Origin of the sequence: Micromonospora sp. NPDC049282 (assembly GCF_043197045.1) — a bacterium.
In the GTDB taxonomy this organism is placed as follows: domain Bacteria; phylum Actinomycetota; class Actinomycetes; order Mycobacteriales; family Micromonosporaceae; genus Micromonospora.
In genome coordinates this window covers 95,581-110,091 of record NZ_JBICSL010000016.1, presented here as the reverse complement: position 1 = coordinate 110,091, position 14,511 = coordinate 95,581, and the positions used below count along the sequence as shown (strand labels likewise).

General features: G+C 75.2%; 12 protein-coding genes and 1 pseudogene. 5 read left to right on the top strand and 8 right to left on the bottom strand.

Annotation, left to right across the window (positions count from 1 at the left end):
• The first annotated feature begins 82 nt into the window (after positions 1-82).
• The 3 genes from ACGFI2_RS23985 to ACGFI2_RS23975 all read left to right on the top strand — a co-directional run bounded on the left by ACGFI2_RS23985 (position 83) and on the right by ACGFI2_RS23975 (position 2,871).
• A complete protein-coding gene (locus ACGFI2_RS23985; protein ID WP_393520857.1) occupies positions 83-643 on the top strand; it encodes a SigE family RNA polymerase sigma factor in 561 nt (186 codons plus the stop codon).
• A complete protein-coding gene (locus ACGFI2_RS23980; RefSeq protein WP_393520855.1) occupies positions 636-1,853 on the top strand; it encodes a hypothetical protein in 1,218 nt (405 codons plus the stop codon). Before ACGFI2_RS23985 ends, ACGFI2_RS23980 begins: the two co-directional genes overlap by 8 nt.
• Positions 1,854-1,959: 106 nt before the next feature.
• Entirely contained in the window at positions 1,960-2,871 is a 912-nt protein-coding gene (locus ACGFI2_RS23975) for a hypothetical protein (RefSeq protein WP_393520853.1), read from the top strand.
• Positions 2,872-2,934: 63 nt separating this feature from the next.
• Here the strand turns inward: ACGFI2_RS23975 and ACGFI2_RS23970 are convergent, their stop codons facing one another.
• Genes ACGFI2_RS23970 through ACGFI2_RS23960 form a run of 3 tightly spaced genes read right to left on the bottom strand, consistent with a single transcriptional unit; the run spans position 2,935 to position 6,165 of the window.
• Positions 2,935-4,407, bottom strand: coding sequence for a pyridoxal phosphate-dependent decarboxylase family protein (locus ACGFI2_RS23970; RefSeq protein WP_393520851.1), 1,473 nt, complete (start codon positions 4,405-4,407; stop codon positions 2,935-2,937).
• 52 nt (positions 4,408-4,459) lie between these two features.
• Positions 4,460-5,818: an MFS transporter gene (locus tag ACGFI2_RS23965; protein WP_393520849.1), complete on the bottom strand. Its 1,359-nt coding sequence runs from the start codon at positions 5,816-5,818 to the stop codon at positions 4,460-4,462.
• A 32-nt stretch (positions 5,819-5,850) separates the two neighbouring features.
• On the bottom strand, positions 5,851-6,165 hold the full coding sequence (locus tag ACGFI2_RS23960; RefSeq protein ID WP_393520847.1) for an MGMT family protein: 315 nt from the start codon (positions 6,163-6,165) through the stop codon (positions 5,851-5,853).
• Positions 6,166-6,178: 13 nt separating this feature from the next.
• Here ACGFI2_RS23960 and proB point away from each other — a divergent pair, with 13 nt between their 5' ends.
• Both proB and ACGFI2_RS23950 read left to right on the top strand, forming a co-directional pair.
• Positions 6,179-7,336 (top strand): glutamate 5-kinase, encoded by a 1,158-nt coding sequence (gene proB / locus ACGFI2_RS23955; protein ID WP_393520845.1) that lies wholly within the window; start codon positions 6,179-6,181, stop codon positions 7,334-7,336.
• A 66-nt stretch (positions 7,337-7,402) separates the two neighbouring features.
• Positions 7,403-8,644 carry a glutamate-5-semialdehyde dehydrogenase gene (locus tag ACGFI2_RS23950; RefSeq protein WP_393520843.1) on the top strand — a complete coding sequence of 414 codons (1,242 nt, stop codon included), beginning with the start codon at positions 7,403-7,405 and terminating at the stop codon, positions 8,642-8,644.
• Between the two features lie 752 nt (positions 8,645-9,396).
• Here the strand turns inward: ACGFI2_RS23950 and ACGFI2_RS23945 are convergent.
• From ACGFI2_RS23945 to ACGFI2_RS23925, 5 genes and pseudogenes are all read right to left on the bottom strand, one after another.
• Positions 9,397-10,266: pseudogene (locus tag ACGFI2_RS23945) on the bottom strand (hypothetical protein); the annotation flags it as partial.
• A gap of 106 nt (positions 10,267-10,372) precedes the next feature.
• Positions 10,373-11,554, bottom strand: a complete 1,182-nt coding sequence (moeZ, locus tag ACGFI2_RS23940; RefSeq protein WP_393520841.1) for an adenylyltransferase/sulfurtransferase MoeZ — start codon at positions 11,552-11,554, stop codon at positions 10,373-10,375.
• Positions 11,555-11,659: 105 nt separating this feature from the next.
• Positions 11,660-12,463, bottom strand: a complete 804-nt coding sequence (locus ACGFI2_RS23935; RefSeq protein WP_393520839.1) for a DUF3152 domain-containing protein — start codon at positions 12,461-12,463, stop codon at positions 11,660-11,662.
• Between the two features lie 75 nt (positions 12,464-12,538).
• Positions 12,539-13,408 (bottom strand): DUF3152 domain-containing protein, encoded by an 870-nt coding sequence (locus ACGFI2_RS23930; protein ID WP_393520837.1) that lies wholly within the window; start codon positions 13,406-13,408, stop codon positions 12,539-12,541.
• A gap of 5 nt (positions 13,409-13,413) precedes the next feature.
• Positions 13,414-14,502: an alpha/beta fold hydrolase gene (locus ACGFI2_RS23925; protein WP_393520835.1), complete on the bottom strand. Its 1,089-nt coding sequence runs from the start codon at positions 14,500-14,502 to the stop codon at positions 13,414-13,416.
• Between the last annotated feature and the right edge of the window lie 9 nt (positions 14,503-14,511).

Here is a 14,511-nt window from a genome sequence, read left to right as displayed (position 1 = left end):
GGCGCAACCGACGCAACCGGCGGCGGCGTCAGCACGTGTGACGGGTGGGACTGCGCCCGGCGGCGCATACGGGGAGGAACGGATGACGGTGACGAGGGAGGCGCGGCTCGGCGAGCCGCCACCCGACGAGACGACGGACGGTCCGGACGGACGCCAGGTGGTCGACTTCGACGGCCTCTACCATGCGCACTTCCGGTCGCTGACCGTGCAGCTCGCCGCGTACTGCGGTGATCTGTCCCAGGCGCAGGACCTGGTGCAGGAGGCGTTCTGCCGGGCCTTCGCCCGCTGGTCGCGGGTCTCCCGCTACGACGACCCGGTGGCCTGGGTACGCCGGGTCGCCTGGAACCTGGCCACCAGCCGCTGGCGGCGGCTGCGGACGGCGGAGTCCTGGCTGCGTCGGCAGCGTGAGGAACACGTGCCGGGTCCCGGGCCGGACCGGGTGGCGCTGACCGCCGCGCTCGCCCAGCTACCTCCCGCGCAGCGCCGCGCCGTGGTGCTGCACCACCTGGCCGACCTCAGCGTCGGACAGATCGCGGAGCAGGAGGGCGTGCCGGAGGGCACGGTCAAGTCCTGGCTGCACCGGGGGCGGGCCGCGCTGGCGGCACAGCTCACCACCACGAACGAGGTGACCGATCATGTCTGAGCCCCGGGACGCGCGCCTGAGCGGCGAGTTCGAGGCGTACCGCGCGCTGACCCTCGACGCCGTCGTGCCGGCCGGACCGGACGCCGTGCGGCGCACGGTGCGACTCCGGCGGCGTCGTCGGGTGGCCACCGTGGCCGTGGTGGTCGCGGTGGCGGTCGCCGCGCCGGTGGCCGCCTGGGCCGCCCTGGGCCGCCAGCCCGCGCCGGCGCCGGCGACGTCGCCGGAGCCGACCACGTCGCCCGCCCCGACCGGGTTGCCGAGCACCGGCGCGTCCGCCTCGCCGAGCGCGCCGGCCGGCCGGATCGAACGGGCGGAGCTGCTCGCGGCCACCGTCGACCTGCCGGCCTGGCCGGCGGGCGCCGACTGCCGGACCCGCGGCGTGCGGCTCGTGGAACGGGCCGGCGCCGGCGGCGACGTGGTGCTGTCGAACGCGGCGTACGCCTACGGCGACGTCGACGGCGACGGCGTGCCGGAACCGGTGGCGGTGCTGCGCTGCCTGCGGGGCCCCGGCCCGTACCCGGAGCAGGTGGTCGCGTTCGACCGGGACCCGGCCGGCACGCCGGTGGCGCTCGGTCGGGTCTTCCGGTCCGACCCGCGGCGGCCGGAGTGGCTGGTCGCGTTCGACGCGCGGCCGGACGGCGCGGTCCGGGTCGAGGTCAGCGACCGGGCCGGGACCGATGACACGGAGCCGGACGCGTCGCACCGGCAGACCCGGGTCTACCGTTGGACGGACGGCCGATTCGCCCAGACCGGCGGGCCGACCGCCTTCCCGGTCGAGCCGTCACCGCTGGCGTCCACGTCGCCGTCCGGGCCGACGCCGGTGTCTCCGTTGTTCGCCGTCACCACGACCCCGGTCGTCTACGGCCCGCCGGACGCCGACGGGTGGCGACGGGGCACGACGACCGTGACGTTCACCAACCTCGGCCCCACCCGGCTGACCGACGTCCGGCTCACCCTGCCGGACAGCGCGGAGGACACGCACGAGCACACGCTTCTCGAGGGCTGTCCCACGGCGACCCACCGGGGCAGCTTCTTCTACTGCTATCCCGACCCGCTCGACCCGGGCGAACGGGCCGTCGTGGGCCTGCACTTCATGCGCCGGACCACCGGGCCGGACCACCAGATCCCGGTGTCGGTGGAACGGGGCGGCGAGGACTCGGCGGTGCCCGGCACCACCACGAGGGCCAGCATCACGGTGAGGTTCGAGTGACCGCGGTCGGTTCCCGGACAGAGACCGGCCGCAACCGCACCGGAGGGCCGCGGGTGTTACCGGCAGGCGCCCACCGAGGGCGTCACGGGGAATCGGAGCACACACCATGACCATGCAGATCCGTACCGCCGTCGGCGCGCTCGGCGCCGCACTGACCCTGCTGGCACCGTCGGCCGCGGTGGCCGCGCCCACCGCCGGACCGTCCACCGGGACCACGGTCAGCGCCCCGAGGCTGGTCCTCACCCCCGACGTCCGGGGGTACCAGGGGGAGCTGCCGATCACGGTGACCAACCGAGGTGACTCGCCGAGCGTGCGCCTCCTGATCACCGAGCCGGTGGCCGGGTCCTGGAACGGCACCGTGTCGAACGAGTTCTGCATGACCACCGTGCCGATCTCCTACCAGCGCACCTTCGAGTGCTGGCTGTCCGTCCCGCCCGGCGCCAGCTCCACGGTCACCGCCCGGTTCGAGGTGCTGACCCGGCCGCGCCCGTACGCCATGTCCACCGACGGCGGCCGGATCGCGCTCAGGTCGCCGGACGTCGCGAAGCCCTTCCGTACCGTCTTCCGGTCGACCACCGGAAGCGTCCGCCACCCGCGCGCCTACCGGCCGGACACCCGGTCGCGGGCCTCGATCGAGGTCGGCGAGGCCCGGCTGACCCGGCAGTCCGACGGCCGCTGGGCCGGGTGGCTGCCGGTGACGGTCGGCTACCGGGGCGACGCGCCGCACAACCGGCTCGTCGTGGCGTCGACCGTCCCGACGGGGGTGGACCTGACCGAGACGGACCCGGTGGACCTGCCGGTGTTCGCCGACGGCTTCACCGTGCCGGGTGGCCGGTTCGCGGCGGGTGAACGGCGCAGCTTCCGGGTGAAGGTGACCGCGCCGAAGGGCACCGCGCCCGGCCCGCTGGGCGTCGGCGAGTTCGTCGTCGGGGCCGGCTACGAGGGCGGCGACGTCCCCGAGGCCACCCCGCGGAACAACGTCGCCTCGTTCCCGATCATCGCGGTCGACGCGAGCTGACCGGCCGGTGGCGGGTCGTCCGGCCGGGTCCGCCCGGCCGGGCGACGCCGCTGCCGGGCCCGGTCACCAGGCCGGGCGCTGGAGCAGCCCGACGAACTCGGCGAGCAGCCGTTCCCGCACCGCCGCCGGAGCGGCGTCGAGAAGCGTGTTGACCACCGCCATCCGGTCCGGCACGCCGCCGTCCAGGCCGAGCCCTTCGGCCAGTCCGGCCACCAGCTCCGGGGTGAGCGCCTCCGGGGCGAAACCCCCGGCCAGCGCCACCAGCTCCGGCGGCAGCACGACCGGGCCGGCGGCCCGGGCCGCGGCCACCGCGTCGGCCAGCGCCGGGGAGAACTCGGCCACCCGGGGCGCCACCGCGGCGGTCACCGTGAGGTGCACGCTGGCCGGCAGGTCGGCGTACCGGAGCTGGGGCTGGGTGTGCCAGCCACGCGCGGTCAGCTCGTCGACAAGCACGAACAGGTCCAGCTCCGGGTCGTCGGCGGTGAAGCAGACCACGGTGGACTCCGGTTCGGCCATCAGCCGCAGGCCGTCGGTCGCCCGCACGGCGGCGGCCAGCCCGGCGACCGCGTCCCGGGTCGACGCGGCCAGCCGCAGGTAGCCGTCCTCGCCGAGGTGCCGGAGGGTGGCGTAGGCGGCGGCGATCGGGCCGCCGGAACGGGTCGAGGCGATCACCGGGTTCACCATCGTGTAGCCGGGCCAGTCCGCGTACGCGAAGTACTGCGGGGCACGCGACGCCGGGTCCCGGTGCAGCAGCACCGACACGCCCTTCGGGGCGTACGCGTACTTGTGCAGGTCGACCGAGATCGAGGTGACCCCGGGCACGGCGAAGTCGAACGGCGGCACCGGCGCGCCGAGCCGGCGCAGCCAGGGCAGCGCCCAGCCGCCGAAGCAGGCGTCCACGTGGCAGCGCACCCCGGCGTCCGCCGCGACGGCGGCGATCTCGGCGACCGGGTCGACGACCCCGTGCGCGTACGACGGGGCGGACGCGACCACCAGCACGGTCTCCGGCCGGATCGCGGCGGCCATCGCGGCCACGGCCGGACGCAGCGTCACCGGGTCGACCGGCACCGGGTCCAGCGTCACCCGCAGGTAGTGGGCGGCCTTGGCGAACGCGGCGTGCCCGCTGGCCGGCACCACGATCCGCGGCTCGGCGAGGTCGGGCCGGGCGTCCCGGGCCGCCTTGACCGCGAGCAGCAGCGACTCGGTGCCGCCGCCGGTGACGCTGCCGACGACGTCCGGCGCGCTCGTGCCGGGGCCGCCGCCGAGCAGCTTGGCGGCGGCGCCGACGAGCGCGTTCTCCATCGCCAGCAGCGACGGGAAGGCGGTCGGGTCGAGGCCGTTGACGTGCGCGCTCTCCGCGTACGCGGCCTGGGCCAGCTCGTCCAGCCCGGCCACGCCGGGGTCGTAGACGTAGGCGAAGAGCCGGCCGCCGTGGGTCGGCCGGTCGGCCGCCCGTAGCGCCCGGATCTCGTCGAGCACCCGCGCCGCCGGTATCCCCTGCACGGGCAGCGCGCCCGTCCCCGCCGTGTCGCTCATCAGGTGGTCCTCTCGTGACGGCCCGCGGCAACGGGCGGACGGGTGGGGTGGCTCACGCCCGCGCGACCGGCACGGCGGCGTCGGGCGCGCCGGCCAGGTCGGCCGGGGTGAGCGTGTAGCCGCGCAGCAGCACCACCGGGGCGGCCACGAGCAGGGCGGGCAGCACGGTGAACCCGAGCAGCACCCCGAGCCGGGCGGTGGCCGGCTGGGCGGCGGCGGACCCGGTCGACGAGGAGACGTAGCCGGAGAGCTGAAGCACCAGGCCGTAGATGCCCGGACCCAGGGCCAGGCCGAACGTCTCCCCGGCGGTCCACAGCCCGGTGAACACCCCGGCCTGGCGGCGGCCGGTGCGCGCGGTGTCGTGGGCGATGCAGTCGGGCAGCATGGACAGCGCGAAGACCTGCTGGCCGGCGTACCCGACGCCGATCAGCGCGACCACCGCGTACACCCCGGCGGCCGGCAGCGCGGGCGCGACGACCAGGGCGAGCGCGCCGGCCGCGAAGAGCAGCGACGCGGCGACCAACGAGGCGCGCTTGCCCAGCCGGACGCCGGCCCGGCTCCACAGCGGCATGACCAGCAGCGCCGGCGCGACGAAGCAGGCGAACAGCAGCGTGGGGCCGCTGTCCGGCGCACGCAGCACCTGGTCGGCGAAGTACTTCACGCCGGCCAGCACGGTGGCCACCCCGGCGGACTGGATCACGAAGCAGACCAGCAGCGCCCGGAACGGCCGGTTGCGGCCGGCGACCGCGAGCTGGGCCCGCAGGCTCGGCTCGCTCTCCCCCACCGTCCCGGCCGGCGTGGACCGGGTGCCGAGGAACACGCCGAGCGTGCCGACCACGATGAGCGCCGCGACGAACAGGCCCATCCACCGGTGCCCGGGCACGCCGTCGCCGCCGGCGGCCACCACCGCCGGGGCCACCGCGCCGGAGATCAGGATCGCCAGCGCCAGCACCGCGATCCGCCAGGTCATCATCCGGGTACGCTCCGCCGGGTCGGCGGTCAGCTCGGCCGGCATGGCCACGTAGGGCACCTGGAAGAACGCGAACGCGGTGGCGGTGGCCAGGAACGCGAGCGCGACGTACGCGGCGGCGGCCGGACCGCGCGCGAACGGCGCGGCGAAGATCGAGGCGAACAGCGCCGCCAGCGCCAGCCCGCCGCCGAGCAGGTAGGGGCGGCGGGCGCCCCAGCGGGAGCGGGTCCGGTCGGAGATCCGCCCGGCCACCGGGTTGACCAGCACGTCCCACGCCTTCGGCAGGAGCACCAGCAGCGCGGCCAGCCCGGCGGCGACGCCCAGCGTGTCGGTGAGGTAGGGCAGCAGGAGCAGCCCGGGCACGGTCCCGAACGCGCCGGTGACCAGGGAGCCCGACGCGTACCCGAGGTGCACCCGGCGGGGCAGACCCGAAGCTGTCATGGAGCCGAATGCTACTCACGTTATGGTCGCGGTCACATCCCCTCCTCCGGCGACCACGCGGCCGTCGCCAGGTCCACCCGGTCCCCGCGCAACGGGCACCCCTCGGCGCGCAACCGGGCCCGGGCCTCCCGCTCGTGCCCCGGCGGCAGCCGGCCGGCCGCGTTCACCACCCGGTGCCACGGCACCCCGCCACCGTGCCGCGCCATGATCGAGCCGACCAGCCGCGCCGACGCCCGCCCCGACCGCTCGGCCAGCGCGTCGGCCACCGCCCCGTAGGACATCGCCCGTCCCGGCGGGATCCGCTCGACCAGCGCCAGCACCGCCTCGACGTACTCGTCAGGTGTCACGAGCTGCCACGATATGGGAACGCGCCACGGCCGCACCGACCGCAACCCGCAGAATGGGCGGGTGCGCGAAGCAGTCACCTCGGCCCGCCGGGTCGTGGTCAAGATCGGTTCGTCCTCGCTGACCACCGCGACGGGCGGCCTCGACGACGCCCGGGTCGACGCGCTCGTCGACGCGCTCGGCGCGTTGGCCGCGCAGGGCCGCGAGGTGGTGCTGGTCTCCTCCGGCGCGATCGCCGCCGGCCTCGCCCCGCTCCGGCTGACCCGACGCCCGCGCGACCTGGCCACCCAGCAGGCCGCCGCCAGCGTCGGCCAGGGCCTGCTCATCGGGCGGTACGCGACCGCGTTCGCCAGACACGGGCGCACCGTCGGGCAGGTGCTGCTCACCGTCGACGACGTGACCCGGCGGGCGCACTACCGCAACGCGTACCGGACCCTGCGCAAGCTGCTCGACCTGCGGGCCGTGCCGATCGTCAACGAGAACGACACGGTGGCCACCGAGGAGATCCGGTTCGGCGACAACGACCGCCTCGCCGCGCTGGTGGCCGCGCTCGTCGACGCCGACCTGCTGGTGCTGCTCTCCGACGTGGACGCGCTCTGGACCGGCGACCCCACCCGCCCGGGCAGCACCCGGATCACCGAGGTGCACGGCGAGGGTGACCTGGCCGGCGTCGACGTCGGCGGGGCCGGCCGGGCCGGGGTGGGCACCGGCGGCATGGTGACCAAGGTCGAGGCGGCGCGGATCGCCACCGGCTTCGGCATCCCGGTGGTGCTCACCGCCGCGCCGCTGGCCGGCCCGGCGCTGGCCGGCGACCCGGTCGGCACGTTCTTCCACGCCAGCAGCCGACGCCCCGCCGCCCGGCTGTTCTGGCTGGCGCACGCCACCGCGCCGCGCGGCCGGCTGCACCTCGACCCGGGCGCGGTGCAGGCCGTGGTGGGCCGGCGCAAGTCGCTGCTGCCGGCTGGCATCACCGCGGTGGACGGCGCGTTCACCGCCGGTGACCCGGTGGACCTGGTCGACACCGCCGGCGCGCCGGTGGCCCGTGGCCTGGTCAACTACGACGCGGTGGAGCTGCCCGGCCTGCTCGGCCGCTCCACCTCGGAACTCGCCGCGGCGCTCGGCCCGGCCTACGAACGTGAGGTCGTCCACCGCGACGACCTCGTCCTGTTGTAAGCAGGGGCCCCCTGTTAACGCATTCCGCATAGGAGGGGCCCCCTCCTAACACCTGAGGAGCGCACGATGAGCGTCGTCGAGCAGGCCCGGCGGGCCCGGGACGCGGCGGAGGCACTGGCCGCGGCCACCCGTACCACCAAGGACGCCGCGCTGCACGCGATGGCCGACGCGCTGGTGGCGCGTACCCCGGAGGTCCTGGCCGCGAACGCGATGGACCTGGCGGCCGGGCGCGACGCCGGGCTGAGCGCGGCCGTGCTGGACCGGCTCGCCCTCGACGAGGGCCGGGTCGCCGCCATCGCCGACGCCCTGCGCGAGATGGCCGCGCTGCCCGACCCGGTCGGCGAGGTGGTACGCGGCTCCACCCTGCCGAACGGGCTGGAGCTGCGCCAGGTGCGGGTGCCGTTCGGGGTGGTCGGCATCGTCTACGAGGGCCGGCCGAACGTGACCGTCGACGCGGCCGGGATCTGCCTGAAGTCCGGCAACGCGGCGCTGCTGCGCGGCTCGTCGTCGGCGGCGCACTCCAACGCGGCCCTGGTCGCGGTGCTCCGCGACGCGGTCGCCGCCGCCGGCCTGCCGGCGGACGCGGTGCAGCTCGTCGATGCCGGCTCACGCGACTCGGTCAAGGAGCTGATGCGGGCCCGGGGCCTGGTCGACGTGCTGATCCCGCGCGGCGGCGCGTCGCTGATCCGCGCCGTCGTCGAGGAGTCGACCGTACCGGTGATCGAGACCGGGGTGGGCAACTGCCACGTGTACGTCGACGCCGCCGCCGACCTCGACAAGGCGGTGGCCATCACGCTGAACGCCAAGACCCAGCGCCTGTCCACCTGCAACACCGCCGAGTCGCTGCTGGTCCACCGGGCGGTCGCGGACGCCTTCCTGCCCCGGGTGCTGGCCGCGTTCGCCGAGGCCGGGGTGACCGTGCACGGCAGCGGTGAGGTGGCCGCCCACTCCGCCGCCGTGGTACCGGCGACCGAGGAGGACTTCGCCACCGAATACCTCTCCGCCGACATCTCGGTCGCCGTGGTCGACTCGCTCGACGCGGCGGTCGCGCACATCCGGCGCTACGGCACCGGTCACACCGAGGCGATCGTCACCGACTCACAGCCGGCGGCCCGGGAGTTCGTGGCCCGGGTGGACGCCGCCGCGGTCATGGTCAACGCGTCGACCCGGTTCACCGACGGCGGCGAGTTCGGGTTCGGCGCCGAGATCGGCATCTCCACCCAGAAGCTGCACGCCCGCGGCCCGATGGGCCTGCCGGAGCTGACCAGCACGAAGTACGTCATCACCGGCGACGCCCACCTGCGCTGACCCGCTCGCCGGGCTGGCCGGGCTCGGCCGGGCTGGCCGGGCGCCAGTTCGGCGAAGTGGTGGCATCCGGGTCAGGTGGATGCCACCACTTCGCCGAGCTGGAGTCGATCAGTAGCCGAAACTCGCCACTTACCCTGCCTCGTTGAAGATCTTGGTAGCGGATGGCCCCTGGAAGGGCCGGAATCCTCCAAGATCTCCACGAACGGGGATGCCGTCGGCTACGCCACCCGGAGAGGGTCCCCGGTCGACGTTACGGGCGGTCCGCTCGGGAGGGACCCACGCACGGGCGGCCCGTTCTCAGGCGCACCGCGCACGGACAGCCCATCCTGGGACGGCGGCCCGTTCTCTGCGGGACGGGCCACCGGCGAGCCGAGAGCGGGGCGCAGGTCCGGGACCGACACCGAAGACGCGGCCGAACCGGGAACAGACCGCGAGTCCTGGACCGACACCGAAGACGCGGCCGGACCTGGGGCGGGACGCGCGGCCGGGTCGGGGACCGGACCTGGGGCGGGACCCGCGGCCGGGTCGGGGACCGGACCTGGGGCGGGACCCGCGGCCGGATCGGGGACCGGACCTGGGGCGGGACGCGCGGCCGGGTCGGGGACCGGACCTGAGGACGGGTCGGGGACGGGGGACGAGGGCCGGGTCGACGGCCGGTGGGGCGCGGAGCGCGGGGACGGCGGTGGGGGCAGCGCGACGGTGCGCGGCACCACGAACTGCGCGCCGGAGCGCGGGGCCTCGGGGGCGTTCGGACGGCAGGCCCGGATCGCGCGCAGCGTGGTGTGCACGTCGAACTGGTGGCCGTCGTCGCTGTCCCAGCCGCCGTCGCTGCGCTGCGTCTCGGCGAGTCGCCGTCGCGCCGAGACCAGCAGCCACTGCTCCTCGCCCACCTCCACCCGCCGCAGCGTGGCGGCGAGCCAGGCCACGTCGGCCGGGGACATCTCCGGGATCCGGTCGGCGAGCACCGCCTGGATGCGGGCCGACTCGTAGAACATCTGCTGCCGGTGCAGCACGGCCGCGGCCAGCCACCCGGCCGGCAGGAACGACGGCCAGGTCCCGTCCGGCGCGAGCTGCGCGGCGAGCGTGTGCGCCGCCGCCTGCACCACACCGGCGTAAGCCCCGCCGACCCGGTGGTCGAGCGGGCCGGCGGCGCGGGCGTCCAGCCCGGCCACGGTGAGCCAGAACCCGGCGTCGGCGGTCAGGTAGAACCGGGCCTCCGGATCGCCGGGGGTGGCCCACTCCGGCGCGAACCCGGCCAGCGACCGGTGCTCCTCCCAGCCGCCGTCGGCGAGCTGACCGCTGGCCAGCCAGTCCAGCGCGTGCCGGGCGGCGGGGCGGCCCAGCGCACCGAGGTCGTCCAGCTCGGAGAGACGGAAGCAGGTCGCGTCGACCGAGGCGACCTCGCCGCCGAGCACCGCGGGCCAGCCACCGCCCGGGGTCTGGCCGGACTCCGCCGCGTCGAGCAGCTCCGGCGACACCGGGGTGCCGGAGCGCAACCGGGACAGGCGGGCGCGGTCCACCGCGTCGCCGTGTGCCACGACGAACCCGATCGCCGCTTCCAGATCGACCACCCCGGTGACGCTACCTGCGCCGACGCGGTTACGCCTCGGTAGCTCGGCCAAGGTTGACCCGGCCTGCCGGGGGGTCGGGGGCACAAGGCGCGAAAGCCCCATCACTCACGGGCATGGATGTCCGCGCGAGTGACGGGGCCTTCGGACGACCGACGACTCAGTACGCCGGCAGCGCCGGATCGACCTGCTTGATCCAGGAGAGCACGCCGCCCTGCACGTGCACCGAGTCCTTGAACCCGGCCGCCTTCAGCGCGGCCAGCGCCTCGGCCGAGCGCACTCCGGACTTGCAGTGCAGCACGATCTGCCGGTCCTGCGGGAGCTTCGCCAGCGCCTCACCCGAGATGATCTCGCCCTTGGGGATCAGCGTCGAGCCGGGAATCCGGACGATCTCGTACTCGGCGGGCTCGCGGACGTCGACCAGGAAGATGTCCTTGCCGGCGTCCTGCCACTCCTTCAGCTCCAGCGCCGTGATGGTGGAGTCGACCACCGCCTCCTGCGCCTCCTCGGAGACCGCGCCGCAGAAGTCCTCGTAGTCCTCCAGCAGGTCGGTGACCGTGGGGTTCTCGCCGCAGAGCGCGCAGTTCGGGTCCTTGCGCACCTTGATCTTGCGGTAGCTCATCTCCAGGGCGTCGTAGACCATCAGCCGGCCGACCAGCGGCTCGCCGATGCCGGCGAGCAGCTTGATCGCCTCGTTGACCTGGATCGACCCGATGGACGCGCAGAGCACGCCGAGCACGCCGCCCTCGGCGCAGGACGGGACCATGCCGGGCGGCGGCGGCTCCGGGTAGAGGCAGCGGTAGCAGGGGCCGTGCTCGGCCCAGAAGACCGAAACCTGGCCGTCGAAGCGGTAGATCGAACCCCAGACGTACGGCTTGCCGAGCAGCACGGCCGCGTCGTTGACCATGTAGCGGGTGGCGAAGTTGTCGGTGCCGTCGACGATCAGGTCGTACCGGGAGAAGATGTCCCGGACGTTCTCCCGATCCAGCACGGTGTTGTGGATCTCCACGTTGACCAGCGGGTTGATCTCGCGGATCGACGCCGCGGCGGACTCGGCCTTGGACCGGCCCACGTCGGAGACGCCGTGGATGACCTGGCGCTGGAGGTTCGACTCGTCGACGGTGTCGAAGTCGATGATGCCGAGCGTGCCGACACCGGCCGCGGCTAGGTAGAGCAGGGCCGGCGAGCCGAGGCCACCGGCGCCGACACAGAGCACCCGGGCGTTCTTCAGCCGCTTCTGCCCCTCGACCCCGACATCCGGGATGATCAGGTGGCGCGAGTAGCGGCGGATCTCGTCAACGGTCAGCTCGGCGGCGGGCTCGACGAGCGGGGGCAACGACACGGTGGACTCCCCGGGATCGGCGGTGGGACCGCCATTGTCGCTCGCCGGCCCGGCGATCGGCCATGACGAGGGACACCCGGCCCGAACTGCGGGACCGGGAATAAGTCAGACGCCGTCGGTCGGCTCGCCTTCGTACCGCACCCCACCGAGGTACGGCCAGGCGTTCGGCACGCAGCCGTCCAGCCCGTACGTCTGCTGCTGCATCACCGGGGCGGGCGCGCCGGGGTGGGGACAGGCCTGGTGCAGCTCGCCGAACTCGTGCCCGACCTCGTGGTTGATCACGTAGGTCCGGTAGACGTCGAGCGGGGCGCCGTAGTCGGGCACCGCCGTCATCCAGCGCGCCAGGTTGAGCACGACCCGGCCGGGCAGCCGGCAGGACGTGTACCGCTCGGTGCGCAGGCCGCCCTCGGCGCACATCCGCTCCGAGGTGGCCGGCGTGGCCAGGTAGACGGTGAAGTCGGCGGCGGCCGCCTCGGGCACCCGCTGCACCCGCAGCCGCCCGGAGGCGATCCAGCTGCGCGGGTCCCCGAGCACCGCGTCGACGGTGGCGGCGAACGCGTCGGCGTCCGGCCCGGCGCCCTGCTCGACCTCGACCCGGTAGCGGCGCAGCGGGCCGGCGTGGCCGCGTACCGGTGATCGTCCCCCGGCCACCGCGAAGGTGCCGGGGCCGGCGGTGGGATAGCCGGTCGGCGCGGCCGACGGTTCGGTGTCGGCATCCGGCATCAGCGTGGGCTCGGCGGCGAGCGGGATCCGCGCGGGTCGTGGCGGCTCGCTCAGCCGAGTGATCCCCACCGCGCCGCCGACGGCCGCGACAAGCATCGCCAGCAGCAGCACCGACCGCCGGCGGCGGCGCCGCATCCGGCGCAGCCCGGGACGTTCGGGCGGGTCGTACGAGGACGACGGCGTCATGCCACAAGCGTGACACGCAATTCGGGCATTTAGCTGCTTTTGCCGCTTATGCCGCGAGAATTCTTCGCAATCGGCTCACAACGACGGGCCCGAGTACCGCTTCCCGGCCACGTACGGCCACGGATTCGGCCGGCAGCCGTCGAGGAACAGCGTCTGCTGCTGCATCACCGGCGCGGGCCGGCCCGCTCCCGGGCACGCCTCGTGGTGGTGCCCGAGCTGGTGCCCCACCTCGTGGTTGACCACGTAGAGCCGGTAGGTGTCCAACGGCATCCGCGCGGCGACCAGATGCGGCACGGAGGTGCGCCACCGATCCAGGTTGATCACGACCTGGCCCGGCACCCGGCAGGACGTGTACGGCACGCCGCCCTTGCGGATGTCGATCCCGCCCGACCCGCACAGCCGGCCGGCGGTGTCCCGGGTGGCCAGGTAGATCGTGAAGTCGTACCGGCCGCCGGGCCCGATCCGCTGCAACCGCAGCCGGCCGCCGTCCACCCAGCTCCCCGGCCCGGCCAGAGCCCGCTGCACCGCGTCGCCGAAGGCACGCGCCTGCTCACCGGAGCCGTTCTCCACCGCCACCCGGAACCGGCGCAGCACGCCGGCCCGGCCGAGCACGCCACCGGGCCGGTCGTCGTAGGAGAAACTGCCCCGGCCGTGCGCGGGCACCGGACCGGGCAGCGCCAGCACGGGCGCCGCCGGCGAGCCGGGGGCCGCGGGTGACGGCGCGGCGGACGACGGCGCGGCGGACGACGGCGAGACACTCGGCTCCGGCGGCTGCGCGGCGAACCCGTCAGCCACCAGCTCCTTCGCGCCCGCCGGCGGCAGTCGCAACGCGACACCGACGCCCACCGCGGCAGCGGCGAGGAACGCGCAGACCACGACGGCGGAACGCCACCGGCGGGCAAGAGGCGTGGACCGCGCGGCACGCGGACGGCGGGAGCTGGGCATCCGGCTCAGCCTGCCACGTCGCGATCGCCTCCGCTCTCCCCCGTTCCGGTGACCAGGGCCGTGGCCTGCGGTTTCCGCTCCTTCGGCCCCCGCGTGGCGGCAGCCTCCGGCGCCCCGGCCGCCAACGTGACCGGGGCGGCAACCGCGGCCGGCGCCGCCTCGGCGAGCAACGCCAGCACCGCCCGGGCCACGACCCGGGGCACCTCCAGCTGGGCCACGTGCCCCACGCCGTCGAGCAGCAACAGCCGGCTGTCCGGAATCGCCCGGGCGGTCTGCGGGGCGACCCGCACGTCGACCAGGCGGTCCTGCCGGCCACCCACCACCAGCGTGGGCACCCGCACCGACGCGGCCTGCCGCCAGAGCGCGCCCTCCCCCGGCAGGTACGACCGCAGGAAGCTGCCCACCAGACCCCGGAACGTACGCACGTAGGCGGCGGCGTAGTGCGCCGCCTCGTACCGGATCCGGATCTCGTCGATCGCCTCCTGCCGGCGCTGCTCGCTGATCCGGGTCAGGTCCGCGACGCACGACTCCATCACCTGCTGCGCCATCACCTCCGGCGCGAGCTGCGCGAGCCGCCAGGCGGCCAACCGCTCCCCCCGGGGGATCACCAGCACCGGCAGCATCCGCCCCTGCAACGAGCGCCGGAAGTCCAGGAACGGCAGGGCCGGCGAGATCAGCGTGAGGGTGCGGACCAGCTCCGGCCGCAACGCCGCCACCCGGACCGCGACCGCGCCGCCCAGCGAGTTGCCGAACAGGTGCACCGGCCCCCGGTCGCTGTGCTCGATCCAGCGCACCACCCGGTCGGCGAAGGCCGGGATCGTGTACCGCCGCCCGGGCTCGCTGCGCCCGAAACCGGGCAGGTCGATGGCCTGGCCGTCGAGCCGCCCCGCGAGCAGGCCGGCCAGGTCGGTCCAGTTCTGCGCGGAGCCGCCGAGACCGTGCACGTACAGCGCCGGCTCGGCGCCGGGCGCGGTGGCCGGAGTGTCCCGCACGTGGACGAGCGTGCCGTCGAGCGGCACGTGCCGGCCGGGCCAGGGCGGCGGGACGTGGTGCGCGGGGAGGAGATGATCCGGCCAGAGTGCGGCACGCTTCATGTCTCCAGT

What these genes read in the sequence shown, in the direction of transcription:
- ACGFI2_RS23975 (WP_393520853.1), top strand. Translation starts at nt 1,960, where the DNA reads ATGACCATGCAGATCCGTACCGCCGTCGGCGCGCTCGGCGCCGCACTG.
- ACGFI2_RS23965 (WP_393520849.1), bottom strand. Translation starts at nt 5,818, where the DNA reads ATGACAGCTTCGGGTCTGCCCCGCCGGGTGCACCTCGGGTACGCGTCG.
- ACGFI2_RS23935 (WP_393520839.1), bottom strand. Translation starts at nt 12,463, where the DNA reads ATGACGCCGTCGTCCTCGTACGACCCGCCCGAACGTCCCGGGCTGCGC.
- ACGFI2_RS23925 (WP_393520835.1), bottom strand. Translation starts at nt 14,502, where the DNA reads ATGAAGCGTGCCGCACTCTGGCCGGATCATCTCCTCCCCGCGCACCAC.
- ACGFI2_RS23985 (WP_393520857.1), top strand. Translation starts at nt 83, where the DNA reads ATGACGGTGACGAGGGAGGCGCGGCTCGGCGAGCCGCCACCCGACGAG.
- ACGFI2_RS23980 (WP_393520855.1), top strand. Translation starts at nt 636, where the DNA reads ATGTCTGAGCCCCGGGACGCGCGCCTGAGCGGCGAGTTCGAGGCGTAC.
- ACGFI2_RS23970 (WP_393520851.1), bottom strand. Translation starts at nt 4,407, where the DNA reads ATGAGCGACACGGCGGGGACGGGCGCGCTGCCCGTGCAGGGGATACCG.
- ACGFI2_RS23930 (WP_393520837.1), bottom strand. Translation starts at nt 13,408, where the DNA reads ATGCCCAGCTCCCGCCGTCCGCGTGCCGCGCGGTCCACGCCTCTTGCC.
- ACGFI2_RS23950 (WP_393520843.1), top strand. Translation starts at nt 7,403, where the DNA reads ATGAGCGTCGTCGAGCAGGCCCGGCGGGCCCGGGACGCGGCGGAGGCA.
- proB (WP_393520845.1), top strand. Translation starts at nt 6,179, where the DNA reads ATGGGAACGCGCCACGGCCGCACCGACCGCAACCCGCAGAATGGGCGG.